The sequence below is a fragment of the Candidatus Nitrosotenuis aquarius genome (assembly GCF_002787055.1).
Classification (GTDB): domain Archaea; phylum Thermoproteota; class Nitrososphaeria; order Nitrososphaerales; family Nitrosopumilaceae; genus Nitrosotenuis; species Nitrosotenuis aquarius.
In genome coordinates, this window is record NZ_CP024808.1 from 1,226,192 (window position 1) to 1,245,021 (window position 18,830).

Annotated in this window: 18 protein-coding genes; 9 read left to right on the forward strand and 9 right to left on the reverse strand. The window is 43.8% G+C overall.

From position 1 onward, the window contains the following. Positions 1 to 18: 18 nt before the first annotated feature. Entirely contained in the window at positions 19 to 435 is a 417-nt protein-coding gene (locus tag NAQ_RS07145; RefSeq protein ID WP_100182877.1) for a DoxX family protein, read from the forward strand. Here the strand turns inward: NAQ_RS07145 and NAQ_RS07150 are convergent. After that, a complete protein-coding gene (locus NAQ_RS07150; protein ID WP_100183511.1) occupies positions 432 to 1,973 on the reverse strand; it encodes a peptidylprolyl isomerase in 1,542 nt (513 codons plus the stop codon). The two genes, NAQ_RS07145 and NAQ_RS07150, sit on opposite strands and share 4 nt — an antisense overlap. 74 nt (positions 1,974 to 2,047) lie before the next feature. Between NAQ_RS07150 and NAQ_RS07155 the strand changes: the two genes are divergently transcribed. Together NAQ_RS07155 and NAQ_RS07160 are read left to right on the forward strand one after the other, a co-directional pair. Next, entirely contained in the window at positions 2,048 to 2,533 is a 486-nt protein-coding gene (locus NAQ_RS07155; protein ID WP_100182878.1) for a hypothetical protein, read from the forward strand. Continuing rightward, positions 2,530 to 3,228 (forward strand): SAM-dependent methyltransferase, encoded by a 699-nt coding sequence (locus NAQ_RS07160; RefSeq protein WP_100182879.1) that lies wholly within the window; start codon positions 2,530 to 2,532, stop codon positions 3,226 to 3,228. Before NAQ_RS07155 ends, NAQ_RS07160 begins: the two co-directional genes overlap by 4 nt. Here the strand turns inward: NAQ_RS07160 and NAQ_RS07165 are convergent. Beyond that, positions 3,225 to 4,097 (reverse strand): cupredoxin domain-containing protein, encoded by an 873-nt coding sequence (locus NAQ_RS07165; RefSeq protein WP_100182880.1) that lies wholly within the window; start codon positions 4,095 to 4,097, stop codon positions 3,225 to 3,227. The genes NAQ_RS07160 and NAQ_RS07165 overlap by 4 nt on opposite strands. Before the next feature lie 70 nt (positions 4,098 to 4,167). Continuing rightward, a complete protein-coding gene (locus NAQ_RS07170; protein WP_256387149.1) occupies positions 4,168 to 4,725 on the reverse strand; it encodes a stage II sporulation protein M in 558 nt (185 codons plus the stop codon). Positions 4,726 to 4,810: 85 nt separating this feature from the next. Between NAQ_RS07170 and NAQ_RS07175 the strand changes: the two genes are divergently transcribed. Next, on the forward strand, positions 4,811 to 6,232 hold the full coding sequence (locus tag NAQ_RS07175) for a DNA-directed DNA polymerase II small subunit (protein ID WP_100182881.1): 1,422 nt from the start codon (positions 4,811 to 4,813) through the stop codon (positions 6,230 to 6,232). Here NAQ_RS07175 and NAQ_RS07180 read toward each other — a convergent pair. Continuing rightward, complete coding sequence (locus NAQ_RS07180; protein ID WP_100183513.1) at positions 6,225 to 7,394, reverse strand: AAA family ATPase; 1,170 nt, start codon at positions 7,392 to 7,394, stop codon at positions 6,225 to 6,227. The two genes, NAQ_RS07175 and NAQ_RS07180, sit on opposite strands and share 8 nt — an antisense overlap. 495 nt (positions 7,395 to 7,889) lie before the next feature. On the opposite strand from NAQ_RS07180, the gene NAQ_RS07185 reads away from it, so the two are divergent. Continuing rightward, a complete protein-coding gene (locus tag NAQ_RS07185) occupies positions 7,890 to 8,276 on the forward strand; it encodes a hypothetical protein (protein ID WP_100182882.1) in 387 nt (128 codons plus the stop codon). Here the strand turns inward: NAQ_RS07185 and NAQ_RS07190 are convergent. From NAQ_RS07190 to NAQ_RS07200, 3 genes are all read right to left on the reverse strand, one after another. Next, complete coding sequence (locus NAQ_RS07190; RefSeq protein ID WP_100182883.1) at positions 8,273 to 8,434, reverse strand: AbrB/MazE/SpoVT family DNA-binding domain-containing protein; 162 nt, start codon at positions 8,432 to 8,434, stop codon at positions 8,273 to 8,275. The two genes, NAQ_RS07185 and NAQ_RS07190, sit on opposite strands and share 4 nt — an antisense overlap. 165 nt (positions 8,435 to 8,599) lie before the next feature. Further along, entirely contained in the window at positions 8,600 to 9,178 is a 579-nt protein-coding gene (locus tag NAQ_RS07195; protein ID WP_100182884.1) for a MarR family transcriptional regulator, read from the reverse strand. Between the two features lie 124 nt (positions 9,179 to 9,302). After that, a complete protein-coding gene (locus NAQ_RS07200; protein ID WP_100182885.1) occupies positions 9,303 to 9,665 on the reverse strand; it encodes a hypothetical protein in 363 nt (120 codons plus the stop codon). A 65-nt stretch (positions 9,666 to 9,730) separates the two neighbouring features. Here NAQ_RS07200 and NAQ_RS07205 point away from each other — a divergent pair, with 65 nt between their 5' ends. Further along, complete coding sequence (locus NAQ_RS07205) at positions 9,731 to 10,480, forward strand: phosphoglycerol geranylgeranyltransferase (protein ID WP_100182886.1); 750 nt, start codon at positions 9,731 to 9,733, stop codon at positions 10,478 to 10,480. Between the two features lie 2 nt (positions 10,481 to 10,482). Then, positions 10,483 to 13,857 carry a DNA polymerase II large subunit gene (locus NAQ_RS07210; RefSeq protein ID WP_100182887.1) on the forward strand — a complete coding sequence of 1,125 codons (3,375 nt, stop codon included), beginning with the start codon at positions 10,483 to 10,485 and terminating at the stop codon, positions 13,855 to 13,857. Here NAQ_RS07210 and NAQ_RS07215 read toward each other — a convergent pair. Next, entirely contained in the window at positions 13,854 to 15,176 is a 1,323-nt protein-coding gene (locus NAQ_RS07215) for a serine hydroxymethyltransferase (protein WP_100182888.1), read from the reverse strand. The genes NAQ_RS07210 and NAQ_RS07215 overlap by 4 nt on opposite strands. Before the next feature lie 125 nt (positions 15,177 to 15,301). Between NAQ_RS07215 and thsB the strand changes: the two genes are divergently transcribed. Then, on the forward strand, positions 15,302 to 17,014 hold the full coding sequence (thsB, locus tag NAQ_RS07220; protein WP_100182889.1) for a thermosome subunit beta: 1,713 nt from the start codon (positions 15,302 to 15,304) through the stop codon (positions 17,012 to 17,014). Between the two features lie 42 nt (positions 17,015 to 17,056). Beyond that, on the forward strand, positions 17,057 to 17,338 hold the full coding sequence (locus tag NAQ_RS07225; RefSeq protein WP_245871570.1) for a hypothetical protein: 282 nt from the start codon (positions 17,057 to 17,059) through the stop codon (positions 17,336 to 17,338). Here NAQ_RS07225 and glnA read toward each other — a convergent pair. Beyond that, a complete protein-coding gene (glnA, locus tag NAQ_RS07230) occupies positions 17,335 to 18,795 on the reverse strand; it encodes a type I glutamate--ammonia ligase (protein WP_100182890.1) in 1,461 nt (486 codons plus the stop codon). The two genes, NAQ_RS07225 and glnA, sit on opposite strands and share 4 nt — an antisense overlap. Between the last annotated feature and the right edge of the window lie 35 nt (positions 18,796 to 18,830).

The window sequence follows — 18,830 nt, forward strand, 5'->3', positions numbered from 1 at the left end:
CAACGGGCCGAAATACCAATGGAAGCTAACATCAAGGAAGGAAAGCTCAATGACATCACTCACCTAGGTCTAAGACTGGCAGTCGGTGTGATATTTCTGGTACACGGACTAGGTAAGGCAGCAAATCCAGGCTTTGGCGGATTTGTAAACAGTCTCGGCATGCCAGCAGAAATGACAATGCCGATCATTCTTGCAGAATCCGTCTGTGGAGTTTTGTTAATTGTAGGCGTCCTAAACAGAATCTCTGCGTCAATACTGTCAATCATAATGCTTGGCGCAATCTTTCACGTCAAAAAGGCGGAAAACTTTACAGGCCAAGGCGCGTATGAGTTTGATCTGATTTTGCTTGCTGCAAACCTGACTATCATAACCATGGGCCCAGGAAGAATCTCTATTGCGCATATCGCAAAAAAGATTCCGAGGTTTTTGCACTAGCTCCAAAATCTATTTTTTATTTTCACAATTATTATGGCAGGCATAACAAAGTACATACCAATGTTTAGCAGTATTACTCCAATGCCATAGCCCAGCATTTCCTGCTCTGAGTCAATATCGGCATAGCTTAGAATCGACATTGTAGACAGCATTGGGGTGATTGTCGCCTTTACTATTTCCCTGAAAATAGGGCTCTGCCTCTCTAGATCAGCTATTGCAGGACTAAATGAATAATAGAATTCGTTGAATCCAGCCATGAAAGTCGTGCCTGAGCTAGTTCCAAGCAGAACATTCTGCCTTATTTCTCGCAAGGCTTGTACTTGGGGAGCAAGTTCAGATCCAAATGCAGCGGTTGCAATGGCACATTCGCCCACTGGTTTTGGATCATTGTCTTTTGGACCCAGATCAGTTGGCTGGGCACTAGTAGAAAATGACTCTAGTACGGCATCAAATTTCGGCATTGTAGCTGCAAAATTATTTTCGCTATTAGTATATGTCAGAGTATAAAATTTGTCGCCAGAATGTATTACAACTTCTTTGAACTTGACTTTGATTTGTGTTCCAGTTACATTGAATGTACCTAATGCCTCTCTAACATAGCCTTCATTTCCTCGGATAGTGGTTTTTTCTTCATTTTGAATGACGAGTACTCCGGAATCAATTGCTGGTTGCAATGTTTTCATGATATTTTCAGAGTATTGTTCCAATGTTGTACCATTTCCGGATTTAACAGAAACAGAAATTGCTGGTGTGAATCCGCCAATTTTATCGCCAACAGCTACTACGTCTGGTGTTTCGGCGTTTCGCTTTTGTGGCTCTTGTGTAAACCATCCTGCCGGTGGAACAAACGAGAACCCTAGTTTCTCATTGGAATAGGGAACTTGTTCTGTGGTTCTTGGAGTGACTCTTTCCGGCTCGCCTTGCTCAAGCAAGTCTACAATGTCGGATCTGTTTTTGACTTCGGCTTTGAGAATTTCTGCATTGCCCCATTGGAAAGGAATGTCATTTGTTCCTTCACCGCCGGTTTCCAGATTTGCAATCTTGTCCAAGGTCTCAAAGCTTGCCTGCGTTGCCAGCCTGCCAAACACGGCATAGTTCTGATCCAAGGAAGGCGTGTCCTGATGCACTATGAAAAATTGTGAGCTGCCACTGTCTGGATCGCCACCCCTAGCCATGGAGACAATTCCTCTTTTGTGTTTGATTGTATTGAACTCGCCTGGAATTGTATATCCAGCATCACCGGTTCCCCATTCAGTTAGCTTTTGGTATTCACCCGGTCTTGTTTTTGGATCACCACCCTGAATCATGAAATCCTTGATTATTCTGTGAAATACGGTTCTGTCGTAAAATTTCTCTTCTGTTAGTTTTAAAAAGTTCTCTACTGTCTTTGGAGCGTCTGCTGGAAATAACTCTATTACCATTTCTCCAGATTGTGTGGTAAGTACTACAACTTTGTCAGAGATTTCTGTTTCGGCAAATACAGGCGCTAGCCCAACAATCAACAAGCCAATTACAGAAATAATGAACAAATGTCGCAACAACGGAGGGTTTTGCCATCTCAAATAAAAGCTAATGCCATTAGTTTTTAACAACGGCCGAGGTTTGGGATTTTATGGATTCTGATGAGAAGATAAAGACTCATCTATTGTCAGTATGGCTTGAAGAAAAAAAATTATTCGCACGAGGTAAAGAATGCATGTTTTTTGTCACCAACAAGGGCTTGTATTTTGTATCAAAGACACAGGCAAAGCCTCAGTGGTGGAAGTCAACTGTTCAACGCCAAACTCTAATGCTTCTCAAAGACCCAGAGAACACAATTTGGGTTCATGATGGATATGACGAAAAAAATCTTGCACTAGATCTAGAAAACGAGAAAAACACAAGATATCGCATGTCCGATGTAATCAATATAGATACACAAGAAAAGCCTTGGGGCTCCATCCTGGTGTTAAAGCTACGGGATGGTGAAAAAGAGAGAAAATTCCATCTTTCCATTGTGCGTGATTGGGTCAGCTATCCAGCAAAGGCACCAATGAATTTTCTGAAAATAAACTGGGTTCCCATAGTCCAATACATAAAATCAAGGATGGAATCATGACGAATGTTTTTGCGGTAGGAGTAGGGCCAGGATCGCCAAAATATGTCACAGAGTTAGTCAAGCAGATAATCCTTGACTGCGATGTCGTGATTGGCTACAAGTATACTATGCAGACAATCGAGTCTCTGCTCAAGGGAAAAGAAGTACACGAAATCACAATGAAAAATCAGGAAGAGGCCTACCAAAAAGTAGCAAAAACTCTGGGCCAAAAAAAGCTAGTAGTTCCATTTACTGGTGACGTGAATTTCTCCGAGTCTGAAGTGGTTGATAGATTAATTGAGATCTTTGGCAAAATTACCATAATTCCTGGAATCTCGGCAACTCAGGTAGCTGCATCCAAAGCCCAGGTTCCCCTTGACCGCTCCAAAGTAATCACAATGCACATCACAACTCCAATTGAGGAGAAAAAACTGGAACTCCAAAAGGCAATACTGGACGGATTCTCTGTTGTTCTAGTGCCAAGGCCCTGGCCACGCGACCCAACCAAGCATTTTATGCAGTCAGAAATCGCCCATTACCTTAGGAAAAATGGTTTTGATACCAAAAGGTTGCGCGTCCATGTGTACGAATTCCTGACCACAGACAAAGAAACCGAGTTTGTCGGGTTTGTCTCGGATTTGGAGGGAAAGGAATTTTCTGATCTGTCCGTGATGGTAATCAACCAGCACAAGTTGGAATCCTACATTAATTTCTAGTTCAGCGGTGTCTTTGTTTTTGGAATCTTGGATGTGTCAAAGACAAAGACAGTAAGGTCGATGTGCTGGTAATCCTCATCAAACAGTCTAAAGAACCCCTGATCGTCAAATGTCACGCTCCAGGATTTTCCTGGTGCAATGGCACCGCTTGAAATCTTGCCGTCCGCCGTGAATGTCTTTTTATGAGAGTTGTAATTTGCAGTGCCAGACTTTAGTGAGTGGGCAACATCATCTTCATTTACAAATGTGATGGTGCCGCCCGGCGGAATTGTTATTCTGTCTTCTGATACAAAATTGAACCTAAACCCAGCAGTCTGGGTCTTGTATGTAGCGTCCTGGGGATTTGCAGCTCCCTTTAGAATCTTGATGGTAACGTCAGATTTTGGAGTCTTGTCTATTGGCTTTACTAAAAACTCGGAAACCTTGCTGGTGTAGACCAGTTTTGTTTTTTGTTTTGCCGAGTCCGTTATTGTTCCACTAAACGTATAGATTGATTCAGTTGCTGTTTTGTCGATTAGTTTTGCAATTCCGGTGATGGTTGCTTCTTTGCCTTGCTGGTCTGTTGCCTTGGCACTGAATCTGAAGAGCTTGCCGTTTTGCAGTACAGAGCCAGTAAATTCAGACAGATCCCAGTCTTTTTGGTCAACCATGATCACGCCGTCTTGGAGCGTAAAGTCTGATTTTGTTTTTGTCTGGGTTATGGAAAATGTGATTTCTGCGCTAGAATCGGAAATTGACGTGCTAGATACTGCAAAGCCGCTTCCAGAAAACGTGAATGCCTTGTTGCCTGAGACCTGTGCCTCGGCATTATTCATAGATGCGGCAAAAACTATGCCTACGAGCACGGCTAGAATGGCTAGGTACTTCACAGTATAGTCATGTCCTGATTTTGTTTATAATTTACTACTGAATTATTTTTGGCCAAGCCACAAAATTTAGTCAATTCTTGATTTCATTGAGTTTCGGCATTAGGTCTTCGCCCCCAAAACTCTCTATCATGTAGGCTTCGATAATACCCCCCACCAAAAGAAGGCCAATCACAATTCCGATTTCTATTACCAATGGCTTCCACTGCTCCTTTAGTGGGGTTTTTCTGAACAACGCCACAATCAGAATAAAGCTCCTAGACATTGCAAGTGAGTATGCCGCAAGCTCCATCAAGCCAAACGGGGTCGCAAAGATCAGCGCAAGTGGTGGAATCTCACCTAACAGGGGAGTAGTAGTAGCTAGTGCGGCAAACGCAAAGCCAGTAGACACTGCCGAAAACACACCCCAGCCGATTCCAAACCCAGGAATGAACATTGCAAGTGCGATCTGAGTGTTGTGCATAAAGATCTCAAACCCAAAATTCTCGCCCTTTAGAGACTCGATAAGCTTGTTGAATTCTTCTAGGAAAATTTTTGCCTCTTCCTCTGGGACTTGCATTTCTGCACCCAAAGAAAATGCCGCAGAAAACACACCCAAAAACACAAAGAACAGAATTATTCGCTTGTTCAATTGATCTCTCAGTTTTGCGCGGTGAATAAGAGTCTGTTGATCTGAGGCAGAGTTAATTAAAACGTGTTTTGATGTGATGGTGTTTATGATTAGCGATGTTGGTGCCGCATTAAATTTTGTAATCAACAAGGGCTTTCAAATTCATCCAGACGCGCTAAAGATACTAGAGCAAATAGACGTAAAAGAACTAGAGAGGATCATAAAGCAAATCGTAAAGGAAAAGGAACGCCAGCAACTATACCTAATTTCGCAAAAAGACTTGGAGTCATTCCTAGGAATTAAAGAGGATGAATCAATAGAGGACAGACACGAAATTCTCTACGATCCCACGCCTAACCTTGCTTCTGCGGAAGGAGTCCAAGGATTTACTGCCCTTTTCTCTAGTAGGTACGCCAAGCTAAAGCGAATCATGTCCAATAGACCCGAGGCAAAGATGGTCAAATCCATTTCTGCCGTAATTTCCACCAAGTCCAAAGATGAGGTCTATGTGTGTGGTTTGGTAACAGACAGGCGAACCGACAGAAATGTCACCAAAATAACACTAGAGGACCCCAGTGGAATAATGGAAACTATAGTAGTTGACGAGGAGCTCCAAAAAACAGCCTCTGGCTTGCTAATGGACCAGTTTGTAATGGAAAAAATTGTCACAAGTAAAAACGGCGGCTTTATTGTCAAGGATATCATTTTGCCCGACATTCCAGATCATGCAGCAAACCGCTCAAAGACAGAGGCCTATGCCGTATTTGTCTCGGATCTGCATGTTGGCTCTAAATATTTCATGGAAAAGGAATTCTCGGATTTGGTTGCCTGGCTTTCAAGCCCAGATCCAATAGCAAAAAAGGTCCGATTTTTCATCTTGGGCGGCGACGTGGTGGATGGAATTGGAATCTACCCAAACCAAGACAAGGAGCTAGTGGCGCTAAACACCCAAGACCAACTAAAACTATTATACGAGATTTTGGACAAAGTCCCAAAACACATCAAAGTATTCATCGCGCCTGGAAACCACGACCCAGGGAGAAGGGCGTTGCCCCAACCAGCAATTCCTGCAAAATATAATCCAGATTTGTGGGGCAGGAAGAACTTTTTCATGGTAGGCAATCCGGCCATAATATCGCTAAACGGCGTCAAGGTCCTAATTTTCCACGGCCAGTCAGTGGACGATATTGTAAAGACCACGCCTGGCCTAAGCTACGACAAGCCAGCCAAGGTAATGCAGTATTTACTAAAAGCTAGGCATCTGAGCCCAATTTATGGAGCGCAAACCCCCCTTGCGCCAGAACTAGAAGACCATATGGTAATTGACGAGGTGCCAGACATTTTCCATGCGGGACACGTCCATGTAATAGATCTGGACCTGTACAAGAACATACTAATTCTGAACTCGGGTGCCTGGCAATCACAGACTCCTTTCCAGTCAGGAGTAGGAATTACGCCAACACCGGCAGTCGCAGTCTTGGTAAATCTGAAGACCTTCAAGGTCTATACCAAGGATTTTTCTAAATAATATCTTCCAGTGTCGCTTCCGACTTGAATGTCTCTTTGACAGTCTCTGGCGAAATCGTCAGTGTGAATTTCTTTGTCCTTCCATGAATTCCTTGGTGGACAATTTTGCCGGAAATAATCCCAGACATTTCAATTTCAGATAGCATTTGAGTAACTCGTCTTTGAGTTAGCTCTTTTTGGCGTATTTGCTTGCAAAGGGTCTTGTATGCGGAATAGATCTCGCCCGTAGAAAGACCTGACGCCTTCATTACTGCCACGATTAAGAGTTTTTCATGCAGTGGGTAGGATTGGAGTGCTGTTGTTTCCTTGTCTTCTTCTATTTTTGATGAGGCAGTCCTGATGTGTTCTTCCGTTACTTTGCTTGCCTGAGCTCGCTCGGCTATCTCGCCTGCCACTCGGAGTAGGTCGATTGCACGCCTGGCATCGCCGTGCTCTCTGCCTGCCATTGCAGCACAAAGATTTAGCGCCGAGTCCTCTACTGTACCTTCAGCAAACGCCTCCTTGATTCTCTCCTTTAGGATCTCTTTTAGCTGGTCCACGGAATAATTGGTAAAGATAATCTCTTCTTCAGATAATGAACTAATTACGCGTGGGTCCAGCCTTTCTTTGAAGGTAAGGTCGTTTGATATTCCTACAAGGGTCAGTGAGCCGTTCTTTAGGCGCTCATTTGCCCTGGTTAGTTGATACATGACGTCCTTGCCCGTCTTTGAAATTAGGTGGGCTAGGTAGTCGATTTCATCTATTACAAAGACAATGTTGTATTGGTTTTTCTCTATTGCCTTTAACAGCCTCTTGAAAACCTCCGATATTGAAAGCCCTGTTGCCGGAATCTGGTCTTCATCCAAGTCCAACTGCCTGCCAATGCTTACAAACAAGCTATAGAGGGTTGCCTCATCCTTGGCATTAGAATAGATTAGTTTGATTGGGAATTTTGATTTCTCTACCCGTTGTTGTATTTTGTCCAGTATTTTTTTTATAACTAGGGTTTTGCCGGTGCCTGGCTTGCCGTATACAATTAGGTTAGACGGTCTTGACTGCTTCAAAATAGGTGATAATGATTGGGTAACCTTTTCGAGCTCCTCGTTTCGGTGCAGGATCAATTCCGGTAAATAAGAAAAATGTAAAACCTTGCGGTTTTTAATTATGGACTTGCCGCTTTCCATATTATCCAATAATCTGTCGACTGGGTCTTCGGTCAACTCTCACACCTCAATTTCCAGTCCATTACAACTTTGACTATTCATGAAGTGTTTAGAATGAATATGATAGTTTGAGTTTAGTTGGTAATTAATTATTTTTAATTTGATTTTCATAAAAAAATTTAGAAAGAAAAAGAGTGGAAATGATGGTGTGTGGGAAATTCACAAAAAGTTAACGTTGTGTTAAGAAAAGGACCAAAAAAGGCAATTTTGACCCCATTATTTCGAGTCCAGGCGTGAAGGTTGCCATTAACATTGTTAACGAGCCAGAATAGACCCAATTATTTCCACTCCAGGCATGGAAAATAGGAGTTTAGGAGTCTGAAAAGGGGGTTAGCCTGTTAACATGTGAATTTTGGCCAGGCGTGGGCTACGTAGTCAACGTTAACAACGCTGGGAGTTAACAAAGCTGGCCGGATCCGTTCATTTGTTAACCAGTTAACACGATCGATCACGAAAATGGCAAAGAAAAGGATACGAATAGACCTCGAAGACTCGGATGGAGCCAAGTACAACTTTAACATCGAGGGCAACATAACCCGGGACAAGGTCATCAAAATATTCGAATTAATGAACCTCATGAATATAGAGGACCAGGACGAGGCACCCCAATTGGACTCAGTAGGGGCTAAAATCTGGCATATTGTGGACAAATACTTCCCAATGGGCAACTTTACCTCTAATGAAATACTGGAAAAATACGAAGACGAATACAATGAACCCATTAAACTAAGCATAATTTCGACCTATTTGGCCAGATTCAACACCAAAGGAAGGATTAACCGCCTGCGTCAGGGCAAAGCCTGGGTATACCAAATAGCCAAAATTCCTCAGAAAACCGACTAGGAGATATTTACTCGCTTTAGTATGAGCGAGTCTCCTTGAAGGCTGACTTTGACATAATCACCCTTCTGAATGCCCAAGTATTTGCGGAATTGTTTTGGTATTGAGATGGTTCCTACAGCCGTGATCTTGACTAGTTCATCATTTTCTGTAAGCATCATATTAGATTATTAAATTAAGATATTTAAAACTTCTTGAATTAGTAAAACATAATAAAATTTTAGTGGAAAAGTAGGAAATTAGGTTAAACTAATGAAAATATTACCATCTGTGTATTTTATTAGGAAAGCCTAATGAAAATATCTAATGAAATTCCCTTTGAAAACTTAGGCCGTAATTGGTTGTTCTTGGTTTCCTAGTTTGGCCTTTCCCTTTTCTGTGATCTGATACGTAAATGGCTTGGTCTTGTTGTTTCTCTGAACAAAACCTTCCTCGAAAAGCCTCTTCATTAATCTGGATGTGTGTTCTCTACTTCTCCCTATTGTGATTTGGATGTCACGTGACGTCATTTCCTTGGCTGTGATTAATCCTAAGACGTGTTCTGCTATGCCTTCAAAACCCATATTAGGCATTCTTGGCTTTGGAGCAGGCTTGGTAGACTCGATTTTGACCTCTTCTGGCTCTTTTTGGACTTGTTTTTCCGCCTTTTTCTCCAAAATAGGCTCGACTTTGGTCAAAAGCTGCTCTTCGGGTAGTTTTTCCTCGAGATCCATGGCATCTAGGCGTATTTTCATGTCAATTAACTGCCTTTCATAATATTCTAGGCGTGACAAATAGGCAGGATCTGAGGTCTTTTGTGTGCTCAGAGTCTTGATTTTACCATAAATCATCATACCAAAGACCCCAACTGCGAATGCAACTACGACATATGCTATGACCTGAGGGTCGGGAATCTCTACTAACATCACTTAGTTGTGAAGATCTATGTGATTTATCATGATTGGCCAACTAATCTTCACACTTTGTATCAACTTACATATCATAACTAATCACTATATTTCAAAACAGTTAGAGTTGGGTTGTGATTCGTCACATTCCACATGCTTGACGAACCAATTTGTCTATAACATTTGTCACTTGTTCCTCTCTTTCTGGGAAAACATCACTATTTTTTATCACAGAAACCTGCTCTGCGAGCCTAGATATCACATCAATGTCATCTGGAAGTAATATGCCTAGGCCACGAAGCAGAATTATCGAATAAAATAATCCCATCAACTTCTCCCTGGATTGGTTTACTTGGCGGAAATATGCGCCCTTACTGATGCCGAACTCGAACTCGGCGAGGTTCTTTCGATTTAAAATAATTTGAATTTGTCGCTCTGTAAACAATGATTTTTTGATAATTTGCTTGATAATATTGTTAAAATTAGACTCATCAATCTCTGCCATAGCTATACAGTTCTGTATACCACATTTTAATTAAACTTTAAAACAATTGGTTCAAACCAAATTTCATGGGTAAAGTAGAGCAATACCTGAGCGCAACACGCAAGAAAAAGGGCGCATTACTGTTTGTACTAATTGACTCTGAAGTATCAAAGATGAAGGAATCTGCTAGGCTAGCAAAGCAGGTTGAAAAGATTGGCGCCTCTGCAATATTGGTAGGCGGTTCCTCGGCAATTGACCAGCTAGAAATGGCACAGGTTGTAAAAAACATCAAAAAAGCAGTCAAAATTCCAATAATTCTGTTTCCTGGAAACGTTACTGGCGTGGTTCCATCGGCAGACGCTATACTGTTTAGCTCGCTGATGAACTCGGAAAATCCATACTATATCACCCAGGCTCAGGCACTTGGAGCCCCAAGTGTGCTCAAGTTCGGCCTAGAGCCATTACCGACTGCCTACATCATAATAGGTGAAGGAACAACTGCTTGGTTTGTCGGCTCTGCCAGGGGCATTCCATTTGACAAGCCAAACATTGCAGCTGCCTATTGTTTGGCAGCCCAATTCCTAGGTATGAGATTTGTGTATTTGGAGGCAGGATCCGGGGCAAAGGAAAGCATCCGACCCCAAATGGTTGCAACCGTCCGCAAACTCTTCAAGGGATTTCTTATAGTGGGTGGGGGCATTCGTGACGCCAAAACCGCCTCAGAACTAGTAAAAGCAGGAGCCGACGCGCTAGTCATTGGAACAATGCTGGAAAAGGAAAAAAACAGCCTCAAAAAGCTAGCCGAAATAGCAAATAGTATCAAGAATATAGGCTAGACATGTCAGAGAATGCGGCGATCTCCCGAATTCAGGGAATCCCAATGCCAAACCACTACCTTGATTATTATTCCAAAATATCAGAGCAGGTCTACCAAATCTTTGAAAAGGCTGCCGAGGCAAAATCGACCCTAGTTGATTCCTCTGGAATAGTGGAACCTAAGATAGCGTTTGATCTGGCAGATAGGGTTGCCAAAATGCACGACATTGACATCGCCGAGCCCTTGAGGGAATTATTAAAGACCAAGGGAAAGGAGCTTGCGGCACTGGAATTATCAAAAAGCATTGCCTTGGGGCAATATCTTCCAGAGGACACCACACTGGAGCAAAGACTAGACAATGCCGTGCGCGTAGGCTTGGCCATAGTAACCGAAGGCGTCACAATTGCGCCCCTGCAGGGAATTTCAAGCGTTACTATTAAGAAAAACAAGGACGGAACCGACTATCTTTCGGTATCCATTGCCGGCCCGATGCGTTCTGCTGGGGGGACAGAGTCTGCAGTTACCATGCTGATTGCAGACCATGTAAGGCAAACAGTAGGGCTAGCAAAATACCAGGCAAATGCCTTTGATGACGAAACAGGCAGATTCGTAGAGGAATTGCGCATCTATGAGAGGGATGTTGGCAGCTTTCAGTATCACGTCCAAGACCAGGACATTATCACAGTAATTGCTAATCTGCCAGTAGAACTTGATGGTGTGGATACGGACCCAAACGAGGTGGTCAACCACAAAAACATGGCAAGAATCAAGACAGACCGGGTTCGTGGCGGTGCTCTACGCGTACTAAACGACGGCCTCATTGGCAGGGCAAAAAAACTGCTAAAGAGAATAGAACTGTACAAGCTTGACGGATGGGATTGGCTTGGCGAACTCAAGGGAGCAGTCCAAAAGGGAGAGGAGGGCGACTCGGCGGCAAAGCGCCTCAAGGAGGTAATTACCGGAAGATCTGTTTTATCAATGCCAAACAAAATAGGCGGATTTCGCCTAAGATATGGCAGGTCTTGCAACACGGGCTTTGCGTCTGTAGGGATTCATCCAGTAGTGGCAGAAATCCTAAACCATACCATAGCGGTTGGAACCCAAATAAAGCTGGACGTTCCAGGCAAAGGCGCAACGGTTGCCTTTGTGGATTCCATTGACACGCCTATTGTTAGGCTCAAAAACGGCAATGTTGTCAAAATACAAACAGTAGAGCAGGGAATTAAAATCAAGGACGACATTGAGCGAATTCTGTACCTTGGCGACATTCTGATCTCATTTGGCGACTTTTTGGAAAATAATGCGCAGCTCATACCTTCTGGATATGTAGAGGAATTCTGGCTAGAGGAGCTGGCGCAAAAAATCCAACAATATGAGGCAAAGACGGAATTGCAGGAATTTCTGGTAAAAACCCCGACACTAGAAGAAGCCTTGGAGATATCCCTGAATTTTCAGATTCCACTGCATCCAAAGTATCTGTTTTATTGGGAGCAGATCTCGCCTGCTGAGCTGGAAATATTACTCAAGCCAACTACAATAGAAGATGAGAGAATAATCTATTCAATGCATGCAAAGCCAATCCTTGAAAAAATAGGCGTGCCGCACACAATACAGGATGACTCTGTGGTATTATCGGAAATAGAGGCAGATGTGTTTTACCAAATTCTATTATCAAACCAGGTGCAAATAGACCACACAGACTCGGTTCCACAAATCTTGAGTCGAACAACCGGCATCAAAATTAGGCCCAAGTTTTCTGCCTCTATAGGTGTTCGAATCGGCAGGCCTGAAAAGGCAGCAGCTCGACTAATGAAGCCCCCAGTGCATACTTTGTTTCCGATTGGCGACAAGGGTGGTAGCACTCGCGACTTGCTCAAGGCAAGCAACGGATCTGAATTTTACTGCAACATCTACAATAGAATTTGCAAGAACTGCAACATTCCTTCAATTAGCATAAACTGTCCAAGGTGCTCAAACAGAACCGTAATAGAGCACACATGTCCACTTTGCAGGTCTGTTCTGGATTCGACATTTTGCCAAAAATGCAAGAAAAAGGTCCCAACCCATTCGTTCAAGCCTTTCCCGCTAAAGGAGAGAATCATCGCCGCTCAGGAAAAAATAGGTGTCCGAGTCCAGGAGCCGTTCAAGGGAGTAATGGAGCTGATAAACCAAGACAGAATTGCAGAGCCATTGGAGAAGGGACTCATACGACAGAGCCTTGACTTGACTGTATTCAAGGACGGAACGGTTCGCTTTGATGCGACAAATTCCCCCCTGACCCACTTCAAGCCGGCATGGATTGGCACATCCATACAAAAACTACACGAGCTTGGTTATGACACTGACATTGACGGAAGACCACTGACCAGCCCTGACCAAATTATAGAAATTAAGATGCAGGATATCATAATACCGCACGAGAGCGGAAAATACTTGGTTCAGACCTGCAAGTACATTGACACCGAACTTGCAAAATTCTATGGCAAGTCCTCATTCTATAATGTCAGAAACACGGACGAGCTAATTGGGCATTTAGTGATTGGCCTGGCACCTCACACGTCTGTGGGAATAGTTGGCAGAATAATCGGATACACGGAAACACATGTCTGCTTTGGCACGCCAAACTGGCATTCCGCAAAAAGACGTGATGCCGACGGCGATGCCGACTCTATTATGTTACTAATGGATGCTCTCTTGAATTTCTCAAGGCAGTTCCTATCTGATAAAATCGGCGGACTGATGGATGCGCCGCTTTTGGTCCAACCAGTCGTGTTGCCTCATGAATCCCAACCGCAGGCGCACAACTTTGAGGTGACAAAAAAACTCCCGCTAGAATTCTTTGAAGATACCATTTCTGCCAAAAAGGCATCCGAGGTCAAAAGCGTGGAGATAATAAAATCACGACTGGAAACGGAAAGGCAGTTCTATGATTATTATTTTACTCACACTACATCGACACTTACTACATCACGATCTAGAAGCGCATATTCCACACTTGGCTCGATGCTTGACAAATTCGACATGCAAATACGAAATGCAGAGCTGATCTCGGCAGTAGACACTACAGAAATTGTCACCAATGTTATTACGACACATCTGGTACCTGATATCATTGGAAACCTTCGAGCATATGGCAGGCAGAAGTTCCGTTGCACTGCCTGCGGTCGAAAATACCGAAGGACTCCATTACTGCAACACTGCATTTGTGGAAACAACCTGATCCAGACAATTACTCGGCCTTCAATTGAGAAGTACCTCAGACTTGCAAAGCGCCTAGTTGAAAAATACGATGTGGGGCCTTATCTAAAGGGCAGAATTGGCACACTGGAAGATGAAATCAACTTGGTATTTGGGAAGCGTAGTGGCGACCAGTTGTTGTTGACTGACTACAATTAGCGCAGTTTTACGTATTCGTAGGCGCCCAACTTGTTATCAAAGCAATAGTGGACCTTTTGGTAGTCCTTTCGGAATGACTTGACCTTGGATGCAAGCTTCTTTGGATCCTTTTTGTCTATTACTATGCTCTTGATGAATCCGGCAATCTCTTTCATTTCTGGTGTTTTCATGCCCAGTCTGGTTAATTCTGACACGCCCAGTCTGATTCCTCCTGGGTGGAAATAGTTGCGGCCTGCCTTGATATCGCCCGGGATTAGTTGTCTGTTTACTATGATGTTTGCCTTTTCTAGGTCTGCTTCCACCTTGCCGCCGTCGGAATAATCCAAGACATTTACTGCAATTTGGTGTGACTTTGTGTAACCTCGCTTTTCACCTAATACCTTGAATCCTGCAGCAGAGAGTGCATCAGCTAGTGCCTTTGCGTTTTTGATCACATCCTTTGCATATGCTTTTCCAAACTCTAGTGCTTCTGCAAATGCAATTGCCTTTGCTGCCATGTGGTGGATGTGGTGACTTGATGTCAGTCCTGGAAAAGTTGCCTTTTTGATTGCCTCGCCGTGCTGCTCTCCGCCCAATACTAGACCGCCCTGTGGGCCGAACAAGGTCTTGTGGGTGCTCATTGTCATGGTGTCGGCTCCCTCTCGCAGTGGATCTTGGAACTGGCCTCCTGCAATCAGTCCTGCGACATGGGCTGCATCATAATTGATGTGAATGTTGTATGATTTGAGAAAGTCAGAGAGTTCCTTGACTGGGTGTGGGAATAAGAATAATGAGCCGCCAAACATTGCCATTTTCGGCAGTCGGTTTGCCTTTTTTAGCTCCTCTATCTTTTCCTTGGTCTTGTCTACGTCTATTGTCATCTCTTCTGCGTCAAATGGATAGAATTCAATGTCCAATCCGTGGACTAGGCCGGCAGTACCGGAATGCTCCTTTTTGCCATGAGAAATATGTCCGCCTGCCGGAATGGACGGCGCAATCATTACGTCGCCTGGATTTGTAAATGCGGAATAAACTGCTAGATTGGCAACCACGCCTGAAATCGGTCGAACATCAGCAAACTTTGCCTTGTAGAGCTTTTTTGCCAAGTCCATGCACTGGACTTCGACTTTGTCGATATAGACACAGCCTGCGTAGACGCGCTCGCCTGGCCAGCCTTCGGCATAACGGTTTCCAAAGTCTGATAACAATGCCTCCTTTACTGCCGGAGAAGGCACATTTTCGCTTGCAATAAGAGGTATAGAATTTTCAAACCACTTGTTGTGCTCTACTAGGTCTGCTAGAATTTTTTTGTACGAATTTTTGTAGGCAGAACCGGCCATGTTTTGGCAGTCTTTTATCCCAATTTAAAAACAGCGATTGGTTTTGATTCTGAAATCTTTGATCGCTGTTTTAGTAGAGCTTAACAAACAAGGTATAAAAAGGGAAAAAATGGAATGACGATCGAATGAGCGTCCAAGTGCCAAAGGGAAATTTGCCCGTAGTTTTACTAAAAGAAGGCTCGACTGAAAACAAAGGTCGCGAAGCCCAGAAAAACAATATTGCAGCTGCAAAAATCATTGCAGAAATTGTTCACTCTAGCCTAGGTCCAAGAGGAATGGACAAGATGCTAGTTGACTCTCTAGGCGATGTTACCATTACAAATGACGGTGCTACTATACTCAAAGAAATTGATGTGCAACATCCGGCAGCAAAGATGCTAGTTGAAATTTCCAAGACAACCGACAGCGAGGTAGGCGATGGCACAACATCTGCAGTTATACTTGCAGGCGCATTGCTAGAAAACGCCGAGTCTTTGATTAACCAAGATGTACACCCAACCGTTATAGTTGATGGATACAGAAAAGCGCAGAAAAAGGCACTACACTTCCTAAAGGAAATTGCCGAAGAGGTAACTGCAAACGACAAGTCAATTCTGATGAAAATCGCAAAAACATCCATGCAGACAAAACTAGTCAAAAAGGAATCTGATCATTTAGCGGAATTAATTGTCAAGGCAGTAGTCTCTGTCGCAGAAAAAGACACTGGCGCATTTACAGTTGACGAGGACGACGTCAAGGTAGAGAAAAAGGCAGGCGGCTCCATGAAGGACTCTCTCCTAGTGGAGGGAATTGTGTTGGACAAAGAAGTAGTCCACGGAGGCATGCCAAAGAAAATCACCGAGGCAAAAATCGCACTGATCAACACTGCACTTGAAATCGATAAAACTGAATTTGATGCAAAGATAAACATCTCTAATCCACAGCAAATGAAGACATTTCTGGACGAGGAAAACAGAATGCTCAAGAACATGGTAGACAAAGTAATCGGCTCTGGAGCAAATGTATTGTTGTGCCAAAAAGGAGTCGACGACATGGCTCAGCACTATCTGGCTCGAGCAGGAATCCTGACAGTCCGACGTGTAAAAGAATCTGACATGACAAAACTTGCAAAAGCAACCGGTGCAAGAATTGTAACAAACCTTGATGATTTATTTGAAAAAGACCTTGGCGCAGCAAACCTAGTTGAAGAGCGCAAAATAGAGGAAGACAGATGGGTCTTCGTCGAAGGATGCAAGAACCCAAAGGCTGTCACACTCTTGCTTAGAGGCGGCTCGCAAAGAGTTGTTGACGAAGTAGAAAGATCAGTTCATGACGCACTAATGGTTGTAAAGGATGTAATGGAAAACCCATCAATTGTAGCAGGCGGTGGGGCACCAGAGACATTTGCTGCAACAAGACTGCGCAACTGGGCAAAATCCCTAGAAGGACGAGAACAACTTGCAGTAGAAAAATTCGCAGACTCGCTGGAAGCAATTCCGTTGACACTATCAGAAAATGCAGGAATGGATCCAATCGACACACTGACTAATCTGCGCGCAAAGCAACTCAAGGGCGAAAAATGGACCGGAGTTGATGTAATGAAGGCAAAGGTTGGCAACATGAAGTCAAGCGAAATTATCGAGCCACTAGCAGTAAAGAACCAAATTGTTTCTGCTGCAACAGAGGCCGCATGCATGATACTTAGAATTGATGATGTTATTGCCGTCGCCAAATCTGCCGGACCACCAGGAGGAGATATGGGTGGAATGGGCGGAGGCATGCCAGGAATGGGTGGCATGGGAGGTATGGGTGGAATGCCAGGAATGGGTGGCATGGGCGACATGGGCATGGACATGTAACCATCAAACGTTTATTTGCTAACAATTTTTACAAAACACAGTTTGACTGGCGCAACCAAGGTCTTAACATCCGTCAAATACGCGTATCTGATCGCGTTCTTTGCGTTGCTCTCTGGCATATTCTATCCATTTATTCAGGGCGGAACACTTGACTATACCATTTATGGTGTGATTGTTTTGTTTGTGGGCCTGGCAGGTACTATTATGATCTACAAAGCGGCAACGTCAGACAAAAAGCGCGGATTCTACATCGGTATAGGATTTGGCCTGTTTGCTATTTCGCTGTACTATATTTTGCAGCTTACTGGCAGACCGTTAATTTAGACGTCAAAGTACAGATAGAACTCGTGTGGGTGTGGACGGATTGATATTTCGCGGTGGTCCTTTCTACCCAATTCAATAATTTTGTCAATTACTTCATTAGAGTAAATTGGGTTGAGGAACTTGCGGTCATTTTCCAGCTCGTCTATTGCCTCGCCTAGATTAGCTGGTACTGTCTTGATTCCGCGCTTTGTTCTTTCCTCTTTTGTCATGTGGTAAATGTTTTCCAAGACTGGGTCGCCCGGGTCCATCTTTTTCTTTATTCCATCTAGGCCTGCGGCCAATACTGCAGAGAAGACCAAATATGGGTTTGATGATGGGTCTGGTGCTCTGTATTCAAATCGCTTGAGATAGGCATACTTTTCTCCCCTGAAATGTTCCGGCACACGGATTGCAGCTGATCTGTTACTTGGACTCCATGCGATATACACCGGTGCCTCATAACCTGGGACTAATCTGTGATACGAGTTTGTAGTCGGGTTTGTTATGGCGCAGAGTGCCCTTGCGTGATTTAGAATTCCTCCGCAGAAATACCTACCAGTCTGGCTTATCTCGTTTTTGTCGTCTTTATCGTAAAATGCGTTCTTGCCGTCCTTCCAGAGGCTGACGTTTGTGTGCATTCCAGAGCCGGCATCCATGGATATGGGCTTGGGCATCATTGTAGCTACTTTGCCGAACTTTTGCGCGATGTTCTTTACGACATACTTGTATGTCTGCGCGCCGTCTGCGGCATTTGTCATGTAATCATATTTGATGTCGATTTCACACTGGCCTGCGGTTGCTACTTCGTGGTGGTGATTATCGCACAAAATTCCAAAGTGCTCATTTAGCACATCAACGCATTCGTTTCTAAATTCTGTCAGTGTGTCAGACGGTGTGCTTGGATAGTATCCTTCTTGCAGTCCCATTGGATAGCCGGTTCCTTCCTGGCTCCACGGAGCTTCCTTTGATTCTATGGAATAAGACTGGCCCTTGTATGGAGTTAAGACATCCCACTGGACTTTGTCAAATACGAAAAACTCTACTTCTGGGCCCCAATAGCTGAAATCAAAGCCCTGTGTTTTGAGATATTCCTCTGCCTTTTGCGAAATTGCTCTTGGGTCGCGCTCTAGTCTTCCTCTGCCCCTGCCCCAATACACGTCACAGATTAGTCGGGCCGTCTTTTTTTCAGTGACCCATGGAATTATGGCAAATGTGCTTGGGTCTGGCTTGAGGACCAGATCTGAATCATCAACACTGGTAAATCCCACAATGGATGAGCCGTCGAGCTTTGGCAGGCCATCCTTCATTTGGTCTGGGGTAAATGTGTCTGCAGAAATTGTTGTGTGGTGGTATCTGCCTACTAGACTTGAAAATTGTAAATCGATGAATCGAATGTTTTCGTGCTTTATTTTTGCAAAAACTTCGTCAGGGGAATACTTGACCTGAGTTGTTTCACCGTGAATTACTTTGTATGGCAATTGCTCCTTCAGATTTCAATCGGATACGCCTTGGA

Excerpts from the sequence above, each read along its gene's own strand:
- NAQ_RS07145 (WP_100182877.1), top strand. The coding sequence starts at position 19 with ATGGAAGCTAACATCAAGGAAGGAAAGCTCAATGACATCACTCACCTA.
- NAQ_RS07155 (WP_100182878.1), top strand. The coding sequence starts at position 2,048 with ATGGATTCTGATGAGAAGATAAAGACTCATCTATTGTCAGTATGGCTT.
- NAQ_RS07160 (WP_100182879.1), top strand. The coding sequence starts at position 2,530 with ATGACGAATGTTTTTGCGGTAGGAGTAGGGCCAGGATCGCCAAAATAT.
- NAQ_RS07175 (WP_100182881.1), top strand. The coding sequence starts at position 4,811 with ATGATTAGCGATGTTGGTGCCGCATTAAATTTTGTAATCAACAAGGGC.
- NAQ_RS07180 (WP_100183513.1), bottom strand. The coding sequence starts at position 7,394 with ATGGAAAGCGGCAAGTCCATAATTAAAAACCGCAAGGTTTTACATTTT.
- NAQ_RS07185 (WP_100182882.1), top strand. The coding sequence starts at position 7,890 with ATGGCAAAGAAAAGGATACGAATAGACCTCGAAGACTCGGATGGAGCC.
- NAQ_RS07190 (WP_100182883.1), bottom strand. The coding sequence starts at position 8,434 with ATGATGCTTACAGAAAATGATGAACTAGTCAAGATCACGGCTGTAGGA.
- NAQ_RS07195 (WP_100182884.1), bottom strand. The coding sequence starts at position 9,178 with ATGTTAGTAGAGATTCCCGACCCTCAGGTCATAGCATATGTCGTAGTT.
- NAQ_RS07200 (WP_100182885.1), bottom strand. The coding sequence starts at position 9,665 with ATGGCAGAGATTGATGAGTCTAATTTTAACAATATTATCAAGCAAATT.
- NAQ_RS07205 (WP_100182886.1), top strand. The coding sequence starts at position 9,731 with ATGGGTAAAGTAGAGCAATACCTGAGCGCAACACGCAAGAAAAAGGGC.
- NAQ_RS07210 (WP_100182887.1), top strand. The coding sequence starts at position 10,483 with ATGTCAGAGAATGCGGCGATCTCCCGAATTCAGGGAATCCCAATGCCA.
- NAQ_RS07215 (WP_100182888.1), bottom strand. The coding sequence starts at position 15,176 with ATGGCCGGTTCTGCCTACAAAAATTCGTACAAAAAAATTCTAGCAGAC.
- thsB (WP_100182889.1), top strand. The coding sequence starts at position 15,302 with ATGAGCGTCCAAGTGCCAAAGGGAAATTTGCCCGTAGTTTTACTAAAA.